Origin of the sequence: Streptomyces sp. NBC_00239 (assembly GCF_036194065.1) — a bacterium.
Classification (GTDB): domain Bacteria; phylum Actinomycetota; class Actinomycetes; order Streptomycetales; family Streptomycetaceae; genus Streptomyces.
Window position 1 is genome coordinate 6,169,360 of sequence record NZ_CP108095.1, and the last position, 16,418, is coordinate 6,185,777.

At 66.0% G+C, this 16,418-nt stretch carries 13 protein-coding genes and 3 rRNA genes; 11 read left to right on the forward strand and 5 right to left on the reverse strand.

Going from position 1 to position 16,418, the window contains the following annotated elements:
• Nucleotides 1-55: 55 nt before the first annotated feature.
• Complete coding sequence (locus OG764_RS27125; RefSeq protein WP_328971046.1) at nucleotides 56-790, reverse strand: transglycosylase SLT domain-containing protein; 735 nt, start codon at nucleotides 788-790, stop codon at nucleotides 56-58.
• Between the two features lie 540 nt (nucleotides 791-1,330).
• Here OG764_RS27125 and OG764_RS27130 point away from each other — a divergent pair.
• The 3 genes from OG764_RS27130 (at nucleotide 1,331) to OG764_RS27140 (ending at nucleotide 3,525) form a co-directional block, all read left to right on the forward strand.
• Complete coding sequence (locus OG764_RS27130; RefSeq protein WP_328971047.1) at nucleotides 1,331-2,503, forward strand: GAF domain-containing sensor histidine kinase; 1,173 nt, start codon at nucleotides 1,331-1,333, stop codon at nucleotides 2,501-2,503.
• Complete coding sequence (locus tag OG764_RS27135) at nucleotides 2,496-3,152, forward strand: response regulator transcription factor (RefSeq protein WP_328971048.1); 657 nt, start codon at nucleotides 2,496-2,498, stop codon at nucleotides 3,150-3,152. The genes OG764_RS27130 and OG764_RS27135 overlap by 8 nt, the downstream gene beginning before the upstream one ends.
• Before the next feature lie 127 nt (nucleotides 3,153-3,279).
• Nucleotides 3,280-3,525 (forward strand): chaplin, encoded by a 246-nt coding sequence (locus OG764_RS27140; protein WP_328973190.1) that lies wholly within the window; start codon nucleotides 3,280-3,282, stop codon nucleotides 3,523-3,525.
• Between the two features lie 69 nt (nucleotides 3,526-3,594).
• On the opposite strand, the gene OG764_RS27145 is transcribed toward OG764_RS27140, so the two are convergent.
• Nucleotides 3,595-4,380, reverse strand: coding sequence for a hypothetical protein (locus OG764_RS27145; protein WP_328971049.1), 786 nt, complete (start codon nucleotides 4,378-4,380; stop codon nucleotides 3,595-3,597).
• 135 nt (nucleotides 4,381-4,515) lie between these two features.
• Between OG764_RS27145 and OG764_RS27150 the strand changes: the two genes are divergently transcribed.
• From OG764_RS27150 to OG764_RS27165, 4 genes are all read left to right on the forward strand, one after another.
• Nucleotides 4,516-5,310: an ABC transporter ATP-binding protein gene (locus OG764_RS27150; RefSeq protein ID WP_328971050.1), complete on the forward strand. Its 795-nt coding sequence runs from the start codon at nucleotides 4,516-4,518 to the stop codon at nucleotides 5,308-5,310.
• A 66-nt stretch (nucleotides 5,311-5,376) separates the two neighbouring features.
• Nucleotides 5,377-5,805 carry an NfeD family protein gene (locus OG764_RS27155; RefSeq protein WP_328971051.1) on the forward strand — a complete coding sequence of 143 codons (429 nt, stop codon included), beginning with the start codon at nucleotides 5,377-5,379 and terminating at the stop codon, nucleotides 5,803-5,805.
• Nucleotides 5,806-5,918: 113 nt separating this feature from the next.
• The gene (locus OG764_RS27160; RefSeq protein WP_328971052.1) at nucleotides 5,919-6,866 is read left to right on the forward strand and encodes an SPFH domain-containing protein; all 948 of its coding nucleotides are present in this window, start codon (nucleotides 5,919-5,921) and stop codon (nucleotides 6,864-6,866) included.
• Between the two features lie 78 nt (nucleotides 6,867-6,944).
• Nucleotides 6,945-7,721, forward strand: coding sequence for a sulfite exporter TauE/SafE family protein (locus tag OG764_RS27165; protein WP_328971053.1), 777 nt, complete (start codon nucleotides 6,945-6,947; stop codon nucleotides 7,719-7,721).
• Nucleotides 7,722-7,765: 44 nt separating this feature from the next.
• On the opposite strand, the gene OG764_RS27170 is transcribed toward OG764_RS27165, so the two are convergent.
• The 3 genes from OG764_RS27170 to OG764_RS27180 form a co-directional block, all read right to left on the reverse strand.
• Nucleotides 7,766-8,269, reverse strand: a complete 504-nt coding sequence (locus tag OG764_RS27170) for an HNH endonuclease (protein ID WP_328971054.1) — start codon at nucleotides 8,267-8,269, stop codon at nucleotides 7,766-7,768.
• A gap of 162 nt (nucleotides 8,270-8,431) precedes the next feature.
• Nucleotides 8,432-8,971: a YbhB/YbcL family Raf kinase inhibitor-like protein gene (locus tag OG764_RS27175; protein ID WP_328971055.1), complete on the reverse strand. Its 540-nt coding sequence runs from the start codon at nucleotides 8,969-8,971 to the stop codon at nucleotides 8,432-8,434.
• A gap of 10 nt (nucleotides 8,972-8,981) precedes the next feature.
• Nucleotides 8,982-9,764: a sporulation protein gene (locus OG764_RS27180; protein ID WP_328971056.1), complete on the reverse strand. Its 783-nt coding sequence runs from the start codon at nucleotides 9,762-9,764 to the stop codon at nucleotides 8,982-8,984.
• Between the two features lie 94 nt (nucleotides 9,765-9,858).
• On the opposite strand from OG764_RS27180, the gene OG764_RS27185 reads away from it, so the two are divergent.
• The 4 genes from OG764_RS27185 (at nucleotide 9,859) to rrf (ending at nucleotide 16,295) form a co-directional block, all read left to right on the forward strand.
• On the forward strand, nucleotides 9,859-10,500 hold the full coding sequence (locus OG764_RS27185) for a DNA-3-methyladenine glycosylase (RefSeq protein WP_328971057.1): 642 nt from the start codon (nucleotides 9,859-9,861) through the stop codon (nucleotides 10,498-10,500).
• A gap of 640 nt (nucleotides 10,501-11,140) precedes the next feature.
• Nucleotides 11,141-12,664 (forward strand): 16S ribosomal RNA (locus tag OG764_RS27190).
• Between the two features lie 285 nt (nucleotides 12,665-12,949).
• Nucleotides 12,950-16,072: ribosomal RNA gene (locus OG764_RS27195) — 23S ribosomal RNA — on the forward strand.
• Between the two features lie 106 nt (nucleotides 16,073-16,178).
• Nucleotides 16,179-16,295 (forward strand): 5S ribosomal RNA (rrf, locus tag OG764_RS27200).
• Together the 16S, 23S and 5S rRNA genes form the textbook arrangement of a ribosomal RNA operon.
• Nucleotides 16,296-16,418: the final 123 nt, after the last annotated feature.

Here is a 16,418-nt window from a genome sequence, read left to right on the forward strand (position 1 = left end):
CCCCTGAGGCGCATGGGGGTACGGGTGGCACGGCCGCGGGCCGCGCCACAGCCGCCTAGTAGGCGCTGTTCACGTTGTCCATGGAGCCGTAGCGGTCGGCCGCGTAGTTGCAGGCGGCGACGATGTTCGCGACCGGGTCGTACAGGTCGTACTTGGTGCCCTTGACGTGGTACGCCGCGAAGGTCGGCGGGATCACCTGGAGCAGGCCCTGGGACGGGATGCCGTTCTGGGCGTTGATGTCCCAGTTGTTGATCGCGCGGGGGTTGCCGCCGGACTCGCGGATGATGTTGCGGTGGATACCCGAGTACGAGCCCGGGATGCCCTCGCGCTTCATGATGCTGAGCGCCTCGCGGATCCAGCCGTCCAGGTTGTTCGCGTAGACCGGCGTGCGGGCGGCGGAACGGCTCGCGGCGGCCTTGGCCGCGCGCTCCTTCTTCGCCTTCGCGGCGGCGTCGGCCTTGGCCTTCGCCTTGGCCTTCGCGGCGGCCTTCGCCTTGGCGGCGGCCTTCGCCTTGGCAGCCGCCTCGGCCTTGGCCTTCGCCGCGTCCTTGATGGCCTTGTCGACCACGAGGTGCTGCTGCGCCAGGCTGGCCTGCAGGGCCTTCGGCTGCGCGCCGTCCACGATCTTCGTCCAGCTCACCGGGGCGGCGACGACCGTCTCGGCCTCGGCGGCGTCGGCCGGAACCAGGGAGAAGGCGAGCACGGCGGCACCGAGGGTGGCGACACCGGCGATCGACATCTTGTGGATCTTGGTCAGACGATTATGACCGGGAGTGCTGGACGCAGACATGGGCAGCAACCTTTACGAAGAGCGGGGCGCCGCAGGAAAGCGCCGCGAGATCGGGAGACCCGCGGCGCTGTGCGACGACGGCCATTCTTAGCGGCGGCAAAATCCTGTGGCAAAGGTGTGACGTACGATCCCGCTTAGTGGATCAGGGCCGCCCGGGAAGTCCGGAATTCCGGGCTCGACCCGGTCTCAGCCCGCACTGACGACGCCTTTAGGTGGGTACTAGGCGCCTTAGTAAGTGATGTGCGTCCTATGCCCGGGCTCACATCGGACGCGTAACAGTCTCACCATGCGTTGCGTGCGCAATGCGGAGGGTCAGCGCCCTCCTCCTTGAGTAGCAGAAGCACCCCGCCGCCCTCCTGCGCGAGGCAGAGACCCGGCTACCCCTCCGGTACAAGAGCGGACCGTCTTCTCCGTACAAAGAGGCGGACCGCCTCCCTAAAGAGGAGGCGCGCACCCGCCCCCCGGACTAGGACCTGCGGCCCCCGCCCCTGGTCCGCGGGCCCGATCCGGCCGCCCGGGGCCCGCCGGTACGGTGATCTCATGAGCCACCGACCCCGCAGCGGCCTGGCCGCCGTGAGCACCGCGCTGCTGGCCATGAGCCGCCACCTGGAGGTGCGGGACGTACTCAAGACGATCGTGGCCTCCGCCCGCGAGCTGCTCGACGCCGAGTACGCGGCCCTCGGCGTCCCGGACGACCACGGCGGCTTCGCCCAGTTCGTCGTCGACGGAGTCAGCGACGAGCAGTGGCGCCGGATCGGCCCGCTGCCCCGCCAGCACGGCATCCTCGCCGCGATGCTCCACCAGCCCGGCGCCGAACGGCTGGCCGACGTCCGCGAGGACCCCCGCTTCGAGGGCTGGCCCGCCGCCCACCCCGACATGTCCGACTTCCTCGGCCTGCCGATCCGCGACGGCGACGAAACCCTCGGCGCCCTGTTCCTCGCCAACAAGCGCTGCCCGCGCCCCGACGGCGACACTCCCACCACGGCGTCCCGTGAGGGCTGCGGCTTCACCGAGGAGGACGAGGAACTGCTCGGCATCCTCGCCCAGCACGCCGCCATCGCCCTCACCAACGCCCGCCTCTACGAGCGCAGCCGCGAACTCACCATCGCCGAGGAGCGCTCCCGCCTCGCCCACGAGCTGCACGACGCGGTCAGCCAGAAGCTGTTCTCGCTGCGGCTCACCGCCCAGGCCGCCACCGCCCTCGTCGACCGCGACCCGGGCCGCGCCAAGGACGAACTCCAGCAGGTCGCCGCCCTCGCCGCCGAGGCCGCCGACGAACTGCGCGCCGCCGTGGTCGAGCTCCGCCCCGCCGCCCTCGACGAGGACGGCCTCGTCGCCACCCTGCGCACCCAGATCCACGTACTCGACCGCGCGCACTCCGCACGCGTCACCTTCACCTGCGACGGCGTCCGGGCCCTGCCCGCAGCCCAGGAGGAAGCCCTCCTGCGGGTCTCCCAGGAGGCCCTCCACAACGCCCTGCGGCACTCCGGAGCCGCCGCCGTCGACGTACACCTCGCCCGCCGCGGCGCCGGCGCCCTGCTCCGCATCACCGACGACGGCCGCGGCTTCGACCCGCAGACCGTCCGCCGCGCCGGCCGTCACCTCGGCCTCGTCTCCATGCGGGACCGGGCGAGCGGCGTCGGCGGCGCGCTCACCGTGCACTCGGCGCCCGGCACGGGCACCACGATCGAGATGGAGGTCCCCGGTGGCTGACGCACCTCGCCCGAAGATCCGCGTCCTCGTCGTCGACGACCACCAGGTGGTCCGGCGCGGGCTGCGCACCTTCCTGGAGGTCCAGGACGACATAGAGGTGGTCGGCGAGGCCGCCGACGGCGACGCGGGCATCGCCGCCGCCGAGGACCTGCGCCCCGACGTGGTCCTCATGGACATCAAGATGCCCGGCACCGACGGCATCGAGGCACTGCGCCGGCTGCGCGAGCTCGCCAATCCGGCCCGCGTCCTCATCGTCACCAGCTTCACCGAGCAGCGCACCGTCGTCCCCGCCCTGCGCGCCGGCGCCGCCGGCTACGTATACAAGGACATCGACCCCGAAGCCCTGGCCGGCGCGATCCGCTCGGTCCACGCCGGGCACGTCCTGCTCCAGCCGGAGGTCGCGGTGACCCTGCTCTCCCCGGAGGAGCAGGGCGCACCGGCCGGCCGCGGCGGCTCCCTGACCGAGCGGGAGCGCGAGGTCCTCGGTCTGATCGCGGACGGCCGTTCCAACCGGGAGATCGCCCGCGCCCTCGTCCTGTCCGAGAAGACGGTGAAGACGCACGTGTCGAACATCCTGATGAAGCTGGACCTCGCCGACCGCACCCAGGCCGCCCTGTACGCCGTACGGCACGGCCTCGTCGACGGGTAACGGTCCGGAATGAGATTCATACCGTCGGGTGTATGTAGCCCACATGGCGCAACCTGACCGCCCGGCGGCCGTTCTCCATGGCATGCCGCGGCGGCTGGCCGCGGTGAACGTACTGGAGGACCTGAACGTGAAGAACATCAAGAAGGCCGCTGCCATCACCATGATCGCGGGCGGCCTGGTCGCCGCCGGCGCCGGCGTCTCGTCCGCCCACGGCGGCGCGCAGGCCAACGGCGAGGCCCTGAACTCGCCCGGCGTCGCCTCCGGCAACCTGATCCAGGCCCCGGTGCACGTCCCGGTCAACGCGGTCGGCAACTCGGTCAGCGTGATCGGCCTGCTGAACGGCGCCTTCGGCAACACGGGTCTCAACCACTGACCCTCCCGGTCCCGGCGCGGCCCCGCTTCCTCCTCTCCCCGGAAGCGGGGCCGCGCCGCGTCCGCCGTACTACCGCCCCCGCTCCCGCTCCTCCACGTACGCGTTGTACGCCGCGACCTGCGCCCGCCGCGCCACCCGCTCCACCGGCTGCAGCGCCAGCGACCGCGCCGACATCTCCGAGGCCGACACCGCGCCCCCGTGCCCGGACCCGTACGCCAGGTCCACGAGCAGCCCGATCCGCTGCGCCAGCTCCAGCACCCGCACCGCCCGCGGCGGATACCCCGGCGCCAGCACCTCACGGCCCCGGTCCGCCCGCGCCCGGTACGCGTCGAGCGCCGCCTCCGCCAGCGGCCCCGAAGCGGCCACGTCGAGCCGCGTCAGCACCTGCGTCGCGTCCCGCAGCCCCTCCGCCAGCTCCCGCTCCGCCTCACCCAGCGAGGGCACGTCGGCCGGCGGCGCCTCCCGTACCGGCAGGCAGCGCCAGACCACCTCCACGTGCACATCGCCCGCCGGCCCGGCCTCCGACACCTCCGGCACGAGCCCCAGCGCCGACCCCGCGCACACCACGGCCTCCTCGGCCTCCAGCGCGCGCGCATTGAACTCCGGCGGACCGGACAACCCCAGCGGATGCCCCGGCGCGGGCAGCGCCACCCGCAGACCCGTCACCCCCAGCACCCGCAGCCGGCCCAGCGCGAGCGTCAGCCCGACCGGACCCGCCTCCCCGGGAAGCCCCTCCACCCGGTGCACGGCATCCCCGCCGACGATCGCCACAACGGCCTCGTCCGGTGACACCAGCCCGCCCAACAACGCGTTTCCCCAGGCGGCCAGCCGCCCTGAACGTGGTTCCGAAAGCATGCCCCCCAGCCTACGGACCGGCCTATCGACCCACCTCGTCCCCGGCCCACTCCCCGAGTGGCGTAGGTTTTCCCCTGGGGCTGCGCCCACAGGCGCACTGTGACAACCAAGACTGCAATGGGAGACAACGCGCTCATGAGCGATGTGCTGGAGCTGGTGGACGTATCCGTGGTCCGCGAGGGCCGGGCTCTGGTGGACCAGGTCTCCTGGTCGGTCAAGGAGGGGGAGCGCTGGGTGATCCTCGGCCCCAACGGCGCCGGGAAGACCACCCTGCTCAACGTCGCGTCCAGCTACCTCTTCCCCACCAAGGGCACGGCCGGCATCCTCGGCAGCACCCTCGGCAAGGTCGACGTGTTCGAGCTGAGGCCCCGCATCGGCATCGCGGGCATCGCCATGGCCGACAAGCTGCCCAAGCGCCAGACCGTCCTGCAGACCGTCCTCACCGCCGCCTACGGCATGACGGCCGGCTGGCAGGAGGAGTACGAGGACATCGACGAGCAGCGCGCCCGCGCCTTCCTCGACCGCCTCGGCATGTCCGACTTCCTCGACCGGAAGTTCGGCACCCTCTCCGAGGGCGAGCGCAAGCGCACCCTGATCGCCCGCGCCCTGATGACCGACCCCGAGCTGCTGCTCCTCGACGAGCCCGCCGCCGGCCTCGACCTCGGCGGCCGCGAGGACCTCGTACGCCGCCTCGGCCGGCTCGCCCGCGACCCGCTCGCCCCCTCCATGATCATGGTCACGCACCACGTCGAGGAGATCGCCCCCGGCTTCACCCACGTCCTCATGATCCGTCAGGGCAAGGTCGTCACCGCCGGTCCCATCGACCTCGAACTCACCTCCCGCAACCTCTCCCTGTGCTTCGGCCTCCCGCTGGTCGTCGAGCGCAACGACAGCGACCGCTGGAGCGCCCAGGGCCTGCCCCTGCGCTGACCCCCAGGTGCGGCAGCCGCCCCCGCACCCTGTCCGGACCGCGTCCGGCCGACCTACCATGACCATGTGGACATCGACGCATGGGTGTGGTGGCTCGTCGGCGCGGTCGGACTGGGCATTCCGCTGGTCCTCACCGCCATGCCGGAATTCGGAATGTTCTCCGCGGGCGCGGTCGCCGCGGCGATCACCGCGGCACTCGGCGGGGGAGTGGTCGCCCAAGTCCTCGTCTTCACGGCCGTGTCGGTGGCGCTCATCGCCGTCGTCCGGCCCATCGCCAACCGGCACCGCGCCCAGCGGCCCCAATTCGCCAGCGGGATCGACGCGTTGCGCGGCCGCACCGCGGTCGTACTCGAACGCGTCGACGGCAGCGGCGGCCGGATCAAGCTCGCCGGCGAGATCTGGTCCGCCCGCACCCTCGACGCGGACAGCAGCTTCGAAGCGGGCCAACAGGTCGACGTCGTCGAGATCGACGGGGCGACCGCGGTCGTCATGTGACGTCATGTGACCGAATCCCGCTCCCCGCAGACGCGCGTCTGCGAGACTCCGTACAAGGGGAACTGCGCCCTCAACAGCGCAGGACAGGAAGCTAGAAGGGTACGGGGAACCGCATGCAACCGATCATCATCGTCCTGATCATTCTGGTGGTGCTGGTCTTCATCGCGCTGGTCAAGACGATCCAGGTCATCCCGCAGGCGAGCGCCGCGATCGTCGAGCGCTTCGGCCGCTACACCCGCACCCTCAACGCGGGCCTCAACATCGTCGTCCCGTTCATCGACTCGATCCGCAACCGGATCGACCTCCGCGAGCAGGTCGTCCCCTTCCCGCCGCAGCCGGTCATCACCCAGGACAACCTGGTCGTCAACATCGACACCGTCATCTACTACCAGGTGACCGACGCCCGCGCCGCGACGTACGAGGTGGCCAGCTACATCCAGGCCATCGAGCAGCTCACCGTCACCACCCTCCGCAACATCATCGGCGGCATGGACCTGGAGCGGACCCTCACCTCCCGCGAGGAGATCAACGCAGCGCTGCGCGGAGTCCTCGACGAGGCCACCGGCAAGTGGGGCATCCGCGTCAACCGCGTCGAGCTCAAGGCCATCGAGCCGCCGACCTCCATCCAGGACTCGATGGAGAAGCAGATGCGCGCCGACCGCGACAAGCGCGCCGCGATCCTCCAGGCCGAAGGCGTACGCCAGTCGGAGATCCTGCGCGCCGAGGGCGAGAAGCAGTCGTCCATCCTGCGCGCCGAAGGTGACGCCAAGGCCGCCGCACTGCGCGCCGAGGGCGAGGCCCAGGCCATCCGCACCGTCTTCGAGTCCATCCACGCCGGCGACGCCGACCAGAAGCTGCTCGCCTACCAGTACCTCCAGATGCTCCCGAAGATCGCCGAGGGCGACGCGAACAAGCTCTGGATCGTCCCCAGCGAGATCGGCGACGCACTCAAGGGCCTCAGCGGCGCCATGGGCAACTTCGGCCCCATGGGCGGCGGTTCCGGCTTCAGCACGCAGAAGGACGGCGGCGCCGAGCGACGCGAGCAGCCCCCGATCGACTGAGGGACGAGCCGCTTCCTGCATGATCGGTGAGGCCCCTCGACCTTCATGGCGGGGAGGCGTCTCACCCATGTGAAGGAGATGGCCTTGTCCATCTGGGAATCGCTCGCGGTCTTCGCCGCCGGTGTCGGAGCAGGCACCATCAACACCATCGTCGGCTCCGGCACCCTCATCACCTTCCCGGTGCTCCTCGCCACCGGACTCTCCCCGGTCACCGCCAACGTGTCCAACACCCTCGGCCTGGTGCCCGGTTCGATCAGCGGAGCCATCGGCTACCGCAAGGAACTCGCCGGCCAGCGCCGCCGCGTCCTGCGCCTCGGCGCGGTCTCCCTCGTCGGCGGACTCGCCGGAGCCGTCCTCCTGGTGACCCTGCCCTCGGACTCCTTCGACACCATCGTGCCGGTACTCATCGGCATCGCCCTGGTCCTCGTCGTCGTCCAGCCCCGCCTCGCCAAGGCCCTGCGGGCCCGCCAACAGGAGACCGGCACGGCGGCCCGCCACCCCGACGGCGGCCCCGCCCTCCTGACCGGCATGCTCCTGTCCAGCGCGTACGGCGGCTACTTCGGCGCCGCCCAGGGCGTCCTCTACCTCGGCCTGATGGGCCTCGCGCTCCACGACGACCTCCAGCGCATCAACGCCGTCAAGAACATCGTCGCCGCCTTGGTGAACGGGATCGCCGCGGTCTTCTTCCTCTTCGTCGCCACGTTCGACTGGACCGCGGTCCTGCTGATCGCCGCCGGCTCCACCCTCGGCGGCCAGATCGGCGCGAAAATCGGAAGGCGCCTCCCGCCGACCGCGCTGCGCGCAGTCATCGTGGCGGTCGGCGTCCTCGCAATCGTCCAGCTACTCCTCCGGTGACCGGCGTACGAAAGATACGCCGCACCCCGAAGCCGTCAGAAGCCCTACGCGGACTGCCCGAGCCAGTCGGGCAGCACCTCCCGGCGCCCGGAGCCGAGCGCCAGCAGCATGGCGTCCGCCGGCGACGGCACGAACGGCGGACGCAGCAGCGGCATGCCCGCCTCCTCCGGAGTCCGGGCCGCTTTGCGGTGGTTGTCCTCCGCGCAGGAGGCCACCGTGTTCAGCCAGGTGTCCCCGCCGCCCTGCGCCCTGGGCACCACGTGGTCCACGGTCGTCGCCCGCCGCCCGCAGTACGCGCACCTGTGCTGGTCCCGTGCCAGCACCCCCCGCCGTGACCACGGGGCGTGTCTTCGGAAGGGCACCCGTACGTACCTGCAGAGTCTGATCACGCGGGGCACCGGCAGATCGACCGCGGCGGCGCGCACACGGAGTTCGGGATGGGACTGTTCGACCACGGCCTTGTCCTGGAGCACCAGGACCACGGCCCGGTTCATGGAAACCGTCGACAGCGGCTCGAAGCTCGCGTTCAGTACCAGCGTGTCCCGCATCTCGCCCACCTCCTGTGCGCAGGCCCCGCGACCACCCTGGCGGCACGGCCCGCAACCACTCTGGCCGCGCGCGCCACGCGGGACAACGCATTAAAAATGCCCGGTCCCGGTCACCTTTAGACCAGGACCGGGCAAACGGCCGGCGAACGATCAGTCCAGCGCTCAATCCCGCGAAGGTGCGGCGTACTCACCGATCAGCTGTGCGCGCCCGAGCGCGTGGAAGCGCAGATGGAATCCGACGGCTGCGGGAGAGGCGTCCGCATCGGGTCCCAGCTTTTCCTGGTCCACCGCATAGACGGTGAACACGTACCGGTGCCGTTCCCCGGCCGGGGGAGCGGCACCGCCGAAGTCCTTCGTGCCGTAGTCGTTGCGCACGTGGACCGCTCCGGCCGGCAGCCCCTCGAACTTCCCGCCGCCCGCACCCGTCGGCAGCTCCGTGACCGAGGCCGGCAGGTCGAACAGGACCCAGTGCCAGAACCCGCTGCCCGTGGGGGCGTCGGGGTCGAAGCACGTCACGGCGAAGCTCTTGGTCCCGGCGGGGAAGCCCTCCCAGCTCAGCTGCGGGGAGAGGTTCCCCTCCGCCAGCACCTGCGCGGGGGCCAGCTCGGCCCCCGGCGCCAGGTCCGCACTGGTCACCGTGAAGGCGGCGACCTCCGGGTGGAAGGCGTGCGGCAGCGGCGCGCGCTTGATGTCGTCCGACACGGGGTTCCTCCTAGAACCAGTTGCGCTTGGAGCCGACGGAGGCGATCCACTCGTTGAGGTAGGCCGCCCAGTTGGTGCTCTGGTAGGAGTGCAGGCCGACCTTGAAGCAGCGGTAGGTGTCGCTGCCCTCGGTGAACAGGCCCGGCTTCTTGTCCATCTCCAGGACGACGTCCATCTCGTTGCCGTCGGCGACGAAGGTCAGCTCGACCTGGTTGAGGCCGTGGTACTGCTGCGGCGGCAGGAACTCGATCTCCTGGTAGAAGGGCAGCGTCTGGCGGGTGCCGCGGATGTGCCCGCGCTCCATGTCCGCACTGCGGAAGCGGAAGCCGAGCTGCCCGAAGGCGTCCAGGATGGCCTGCTGCGCGGGCAGCGGGTGCACGTTGATCGGGTCCAGGTCGCCCGCGTCCACGGCGCGCGCGATCTCCAGCTCGGTGCTGACGCCGATGTTCATGCCGTGCAGGTGCTGGCCGGCGAAGTGGGTGACCGGGGTCTCCCACGGGATCTCCAGGCCGAACGGCACCACGTGCACCGCGCCGGGCTGCACCTGGAAGGCGCCGCCGAGCCGCTGCTTGCTGAAGACGATGTTCTGCTTGACCTCCTGGTCGCCGCTCTCCACCTCGACGCGGGCCTGCAGGCCGATCGACAGCCCCTCGATCTGCTGCTCGACGGACCCGCCCTGGATGCGGACCTCACCCTGGACGATGCCGCCGGGCACGACGTTCGGCTCGGTGATGATCGTGTCCACCGAGGCGCCGCCGGCACCCAGGCTCGCGAACAGCTTCTTGAACCCCATGCGTCTGTCTCCCCTTCACTACGGATCTGACCTCTACAAACGCGGAACCTTAGGGCCCGGTTCCCACCGAGCCGATTCCACTACGCTCGGACGGATGAGCGCGCGCCCCGACCGTACGCCCCTGCCCCGCGGCTTCTTCGACCGCCCGGTCCTCACCGTGGCCCCCGACCTGCTGGGCCGCACCCTGGTCCGTCGCACCGACGACGGCCCGATCGAGCTGCGCATCACCGAGGTGGAGGCGTACGAGGGGGAGAGCGATCCGGGCTCCCACGCCTACCGCGGCCGTACGGCGCGCAACGCGTCGATGTTCGGTCCGCCGGGGCACGCGTACGTCTACTTCATCTACGGCATGTGGTTCAGCCTCAACCTGGTGTGCGGCCCCCGGGGCAGCGCGAGCGGAGTGCTGCTCCGCGCGGGTGAGATCACGGTGGGTGCCGAGCTGGCCCGCAAACGCCGACTTTCCGCCAGAACCGACCGAGAACTGGCCAAAGGGCCGGCCCGCCTCGCCACTGCCCTGGGCATCGACCGCTCCCTCGACGGCACCGACCTGTGCGCCGGCCCCGACGCCCCGCTGTCCGTACTGACCGGCATGCCCGTGACGTCCGACCAGGTCCGCTCCGGTCCGCGCACCGGAGTCGGCGGCGACGGCGCCCACCACCCGTGGCGTTTCTGGCAGGCGGACGACCCCACGGTCAGCCCGTACCGGGCCCACGCGCCACGCCGTACCTCAACTTGACGCACCCCTTGCAGAGGCCTAACGTAGCCCGAGCCGCTTGACACGGTCCCTGCTGTCGGCAGATCCGGAAGCGGCCAACCCACTACCTACGACTCACCCTGGCGGGTGCGTATTCGGCATGCCCGAATCCGGCCCGGAGCCTCAATTATGAGCACCACGGGAAATCGGATAGCGTAGTGAACACGCCGAAAGGCAAAGGCCCCCAACGGCCACCGGAATTCGAATTCCAAGTCGGAAACGACACGGAAAAGAGTCTGGTAAGGTTGGAACCGCCGGAAAGGGAAAACGCGAAAGCGAAGAACCTGGAAAGCACCGAGGAAGTCGGGCCCGAAAGAGTCTGATAGAGTCGGAAACGCAAGAACGAAGGAAGCGCCCGGAGGAAAGCCCGAGAGGGTCAGTACAAAGGAAGCGTCCGCACCTTGAGAACTCAACAGCGTGCCAAAAATCAACGCCAGAAGTTGATACCCCGACTCACTTCGGTGAGTTGAGGTTCCTTTGAAAAAGTCCTGGCAGGTCTTCGGATCTGGCAGGCAACACTACAGCGAGGACGCTGTGGACGATCTGCCTTATTCCGGCGTGATCGTCCCGCTCTTGCGTGGTGTGCACCCGCAGCTTTTAATTAAGCGCAGACGGGTAAACATTCACGGAGAGTTTGATCCTGGCTCAGGACGAACGCTGGCGGCGTGCTTAACACATGCAAGTCGAACGATGAAGCCCTTCGGGGTGGATTAGTGGCGAACGGGTGAGTAACACGTGGGCAATCTGCCCTTCACTCTGGGACAAGCCCTGGAAACGGGGTCTAATACCGGATAACACTCCTGCCTGCATGGGCGGGGGTTAAAAGCTCCGGCGGTGAAGGATGAGCCCGCGGCCTATCAGCTTGTTGGTGGGGTAATGGCCTACCAAGGCGACGACGGGTAGCCGGCCTGAGAGGGCGACCGGCCACACTGGGACTGAGACACGGCCCAGACTCCTACGGGAGGCAGCAGTGGGGAATATTGCACAATGGGCGAAAGCCTGATGCAGCGACGCCGCGTGAGGGATGACGGCCTTCGGGTTGTAAACCTCTTTCAGCAGGGAAGAAGCGAAAGTGACGGTACCTGCAGAAGAAGCGCCGGCTAACTACGTGCCAGCAGCCGCGGTAATACGTAGGGCGCAAGCGTTGTCCGGAATTATTGGGCGTAAAGAGCTCGTAGGCGGCTTGTCGCGTCGGATGTGAAAGCCCGGGGCTTAACCCCGGGTCTGCATTCGATACGGGCAGGCTAGAGTGTGGTAGGGGAGATCGGAATTCCTGGTGTAGCGGTGAAATGCGCAGATATCAGGAGGAACACCGGTGGCGAAGGCGGATCTCTGGGCCATTACTGACGCTGAGGAGCGAAAGCGTGGGGAGCGAACAGGATTAGATACCCTGGTAGTCCACGCCGTAAACGTTGGGAACTAGGTGTTGGCGACATTCCACGTCGTCGGTGCCGCAGCTAACGCATTAAGTTCCCCGCCTGGGGAGTACGGCCGCAAGGCTAAAACTCAAAGGAATTGACGGGGGCCCGCACAAGCGGCGGAGCATGTGGCTTAATTCGACGCAACGCGAAGAACCTTACCAAGGCTTGACATATACCGGAAAGCATTAGAGATAGTGCCCCCCTTGTGGTCGGTATACAGGTGGTGCATGGCTGTCGTCAGCTCGTGTCGTGAGATGTTGGGTTAAGTCCCGCAACGAGCGCAACCCTTGTCCTGTGTTGCCAGCATGCCCTTCGGGGTGATGGGGACTCACAGGAGACCGCCGGGGTCAACTCGGAGGAAGGTGGGGACGACGTCAAGTCATCATGCCCCTTATGTCTTGGGCTGCACACGTGCTACAATGGCCGGTACAATGAGCTGCGATACCGTGAGGTGGAGCGAATCTCAAAAAGCCGGTCTCAGTTCGGATTGGGGTCTGCAACTCGACCCCATGAAGTCGGAGTCGCTAGTAATCGCAGATCAGCATTGCTGCGGTGAATACGTTCCCGGGCCTTGTACACACCGCCCGTCACGTCACGAAAGTCGGTAACACCCGAAGCCGGTGGCCCAACCCTTGTGGAGGGAGCTGTCGAAGGTGGGACTGGCGATTGGGACGAAGTCGTAACAAGGTAGCCGTACCGGAAGGTGCGGCTGGATCACCTCCTTTCTAAGGAGCATATAGCCGACTGCGATCGAATGAATCGCACGGTTGCTCATGGGTGGAACGTTGATTAGTTGGCACAATCTTCAAAGCCTTCTGTAAGTACTGCTTCGGCGTGGAACACGGAAGAGTGGCGGGGATTGTGCTTGGCACGTTGTTGGGTATCTGAGGGTACGGCCGATTTGGTCGAACCTTCGCGATGCCGGCCCCAGTGAACTTGTTCTCTTGTAGAGCAGGGTGATGGGTGGCTGGTCGTTGCTTGAGAACTACACAGTGGACGCGAGCATCTGTGGCCAAGTTTTTAAGGGCGCACGGTGGATGCCTTGGCACCAGGAACCGATGAAGGACGTGAGAGGCCGCGATAGGCCCCGGGGAGCTGCCAACTGAGCTTTGATCCGGGGGTGTCCGAATGGGGAAACCCGGCAGTCGTCATGGGCTGTCACCCACTGCTGAACACATAGGCAGTGTGGAGGGAACGAGGGGAAGTGAAACATCTCAGTACCCTCAGGAAGAGAAAACAACCGTGATTCCGGGAGTAGTGGCGAGCGAAACCGGATGAGGCCAAACCGTATGCGTGTGATACCCGGCAGGGGTTGCGCATGCGGGGTTGTGGGAATTCTTTTGATCGGTCTGCCGGCCGGTCGGCGAGTCAGAAACCGTTGATGTAGTCGAAGGACATGCGAAAGGTCCGGCGTAGAGGGTAAGACCCCCGTAGACGAAACATCAGCGGCTTGCTTAAGAATCTCCCAAGTAGCACGGGGCCCGAGAAATCCCGTGTGAATCTGGCGGGACCACCCGCTAAGCCTAAATATTCCCTGGTGACCGATAGCGGATAGTACCGTGAGGGAATGGTGAAAAGTACCGCGGGAGCGGAGTGAAATAGTACCTGAAACCGTGTGCCTACAAGCCGTGGGAGCGTCGCGCATTGAGTTTACTCAATGCGTCGTGACTGCGTGCCTTTTGAAGAATGAGCCTGCGAGTTAGCGGTGTGTAGCGAGGTTAACCCGTGTGGGGAAGCCGTAGCGAAAGCGAGTCCGAATAGGGCGATTGAGTTGCACGCTCTAGACCCGAAGCGGAGTGATCTAGCCATGGGCAGGTTGAAGCGGAGGTAAGACTTCGTGGAGGACCGAACCCACCAGGGTTGAAAACCTGGGGGATGACCTGTGGTTAGGGGTGAAAGGCCAATCAAACTCCGTGATAGCTGGTTCTCCCCGAAATGCATTTAGGTGCAGCGTCGTGTGTTTCTTGCCGGAGGTAGAGCACTGGATAGGCGATGGGCCCTACCGGGTTACTGACCTTAGCCAAACTCCGAATGCCGGTAAGTGAGAGCACGGCAGTGAGACTGTGGGGGATAAGCTCCATGGTCGAGAGGGAAACAGCCCAGAGCATCGACTAAGGCCCCTAAGCGTACGCTAAGTGGGAAAGGATGTGGAGTCGCAGAGACAACCAGGAGGTTGGCTTAGAAGCAGCCACCCTTGAAAGAGTGCGTAATAGCTCACTGGTCAAGTGATTCCGCGCCGACAATGTAGCGGGGCTCAAGCGTACCGCCGAAGTCGTGTCATTGCAGCAATAGGGCCAACGCCCGCTGTGATGGGTAGGGGAGCGTCGTGTGCCGGGTGAAGCAGCAGCGGAAGCTAGTTGTGGACGGTTCACGAGTGAGAATGCAGGCATGAGTAGCGATACACACGTGAGAAACGTGTGCGCCGATTGACTAAGGGTTCCTGGGTCAAGCTGATCTGCCCAGGGTAAGTCGGGACCTAAGGCGAGGCCGACAGGCGTAGTCGATGGACAACCGGTTGATATTCCGGTACCCGCTTTGAAACGCCCAATATCGAATCAGGCGATGCTAAGTCCGTGAAGCCGTTCCGGACCCTTCGGGGAAAGGAAAGTGGTGGAGCCGACGAACCAGACTTGTAGTAGGTAAGCGATGGGGTGACGCAGGAAGGTAGTCCAGCCCGGGCGGTGGTTGTCCCGGGGTAAGGGTGTAGGCCGAGGGGTAGGCAAATCCGTCCCTCATTAAGGCTGAGACCTGATGCCGAGCCGATTGTGGTGAAGTGGATGATCCTATGCTGTCGAGAAAAGCCTCTAGCGAGTTTCATGGCGGCCCGTACCCTAAACCGACTCAGGTGGTCAGGTAGAGAATACCGAGGCGTTCGGGTGAACTATGGTTAAGGAACTCGGCAAAATGCCCCCGTAACTTCGGGAGAAGGGGGGCCATCACTGGTGATCGGATTTACTCCGTGAGCTGGGGGTGGCCGCAGAGACCAGCGAGAAGCGACTGTTTACTAAAAACACAGGTCCGTGCGAAGCCGTAAGGCGATGTATACGGACTGACGCCTGCCCGGTGCTGGAACGTTAAGGGGACCGGTTAGTGACCTTTCGGGGTTGCGAAGCTGAGAACTTAAGCGCCAGTAAACGGCGGTGGTAACTATAACCATCCTAAGGTAGCGAAATTCCTTGTCGGGTAAGTTCCGACCTGCACGAATGGCGTAACGACTTCTCGACTGTCTCAACCATAGGCCCGGTGAAATTGCACTACGAGTAAAGATGCTCGTTTCGCGCAGCAGGACGGAAAGACCCCGGGACCTTTACTACAGTTTGATATTGGTGTTCGGTTCGGCTTGTGTAGGATAGGTGGGAGACTTTGAAGCAGCCACGCCAGTGGTTGTGGAGTCGCCGTTGAAATACCACTCTGGTCGTGCTGGATGTCTAACCTCGGTCCGTGATCCGGATCAGGGACAGTGTCTGATGGGTAGTTTAACTGGGGCGGTTGCCTCCCAAAGAGTAACGGAGGCGCCCAAAGGTTCCCTCAGCCTGGTTGGCAATCAGGTGTTGAGTGTAAGTGCACAAGGGAGCTTGACTGTGAGACCGACGGGTCGAGCAGGGACGAAAGTCGGGACTAGTGATCCGGCGGTGGCTTGTGGAAGCGCCGTCGCTCAACGGATAAAAGGTACCCCGGGGATAACAGGCTGATCTTCCCCAAGAGTCCATATCGACGGGATGGTTTGGCACCTCGATGTCGGCTCGTCGCATCCTGGGGCTGGAGTCGGTCCCAAGGGTTGGGCTGTTCGCCCATTAAAGCGGTACGCGAGCTGGGTTTAGAACGTCGTGAGACAGTTCGGTCCCTATCCGCTGCGCGCGTAGGAATATTGAGAAGGGCTGTCCCTAGTACGAGAGGACCGGGACGGACGAACCTCTGGTGTGCCAGTTGTCCTGCCAAGGGCATGGCTGGTTGGCTACGTTCGGGAGGGATAACCGCTGAAAGCATCTAAGCGGGAAGCCTGCTTCAAGATGAGTATTCCCACCTCCTTGAGAGGGTAAGGCTCCCAGTAGACGACTGGGTTGATAGGCCAGATGTGGAAGCCCGGTAACGGGTGGAGCTGACTGGTACTAATAGGCCGAGGGCTTGTCCTCAGTTGCTCGCGTCCACTGTGTTAGTTCTGAAGCAACGAACGGTTGCTGGTTTCTAGAGCTAGAACATAACTACAAAGTGTGCTTGTTCGCTCGAAACCGATAGGGTTTCGGTGGTCATAGCGTTAGGGAAACGCCCGGTTACATTCCGAACCCGGAAGCTAAGCCTTTCAGCGCCGATGGTACTGCAGGGGGGACCCTGTGGGAGAGTAGGACGCCGCCGAACAATCTTTCAAAGGACCCTTGGTCCCCAGCGTTCACGCTGAGGACCAAGGGTCCTTTTTGTTTTTACCTTGAAATACGCCGAAGCGCGGCCATGGGCTGGTTGCGCAAGAATGACTAGCGGTAC

Coding starts and splice junctions, on each gene's coding strand:
- OG764_RS27125 (WP_328971046.1), bottom strand. CDS start 790: ATGTCTGCGTCCAGCACTCCCGGTCATAATCGTCTGACCAAGATCCAC.
- OG764_RS27130 (WP_328971047.1), top strand. CDS start 1,331: ATGAGCCACCGACCCCGCAGCGGCCTGGCCGCCGTGAGCACCGCGCTG.
- OG764_RS27145 (WP_328971049.1), bottom strand. CDS start 4,380: ATGCTTTCGGAACCACGTTCAGGGCGGCTGGCCGCCTGGGGAAACGCG.
- OG764_RS27150 (WP_328971050.1), top strand. CDS start 4,516: ATGAGCGATGTGCTGGAGCTGGTGGACGTATCCGTGGTCCGCGAGGGC.
- OG764_RS27160 (WP_328971052.1), top strand. CDS start 5,919: ATGCAACCGATCATCATCGTCCTGATCATTCTGGTGGTGCTGGTCTTC.
- OG764_RS27165 (WP_328971053.1), top strand. CDS start 6,945: ATGGCCTTGTCCATCTGGGAATCGCTCGCGGTCTTCGCCGCCGGTGTC.
- OG764_RS27170 (WP_328971054.1), bottom strand. CDS start 8,269: ATGCGGGACACGCTGGTACTGAACGCGAGCTTCGAGCCGCTGTCGACG.
- OG764_RS27180 (WP_328971056.1), bottom strand. CDS start 9,764: ATGGGGTTCAAGAAGCTGTTCGCGAGCCTGGGTGCCGGCGGCGCCTCG.
- OG764_RS27185 (WP_328971057.1), top strand. CDS start 9,859: ATGAGCGCGCGCCCCGACCGTACGCCCCTGCCCCGCGGCTTCTTCGAC.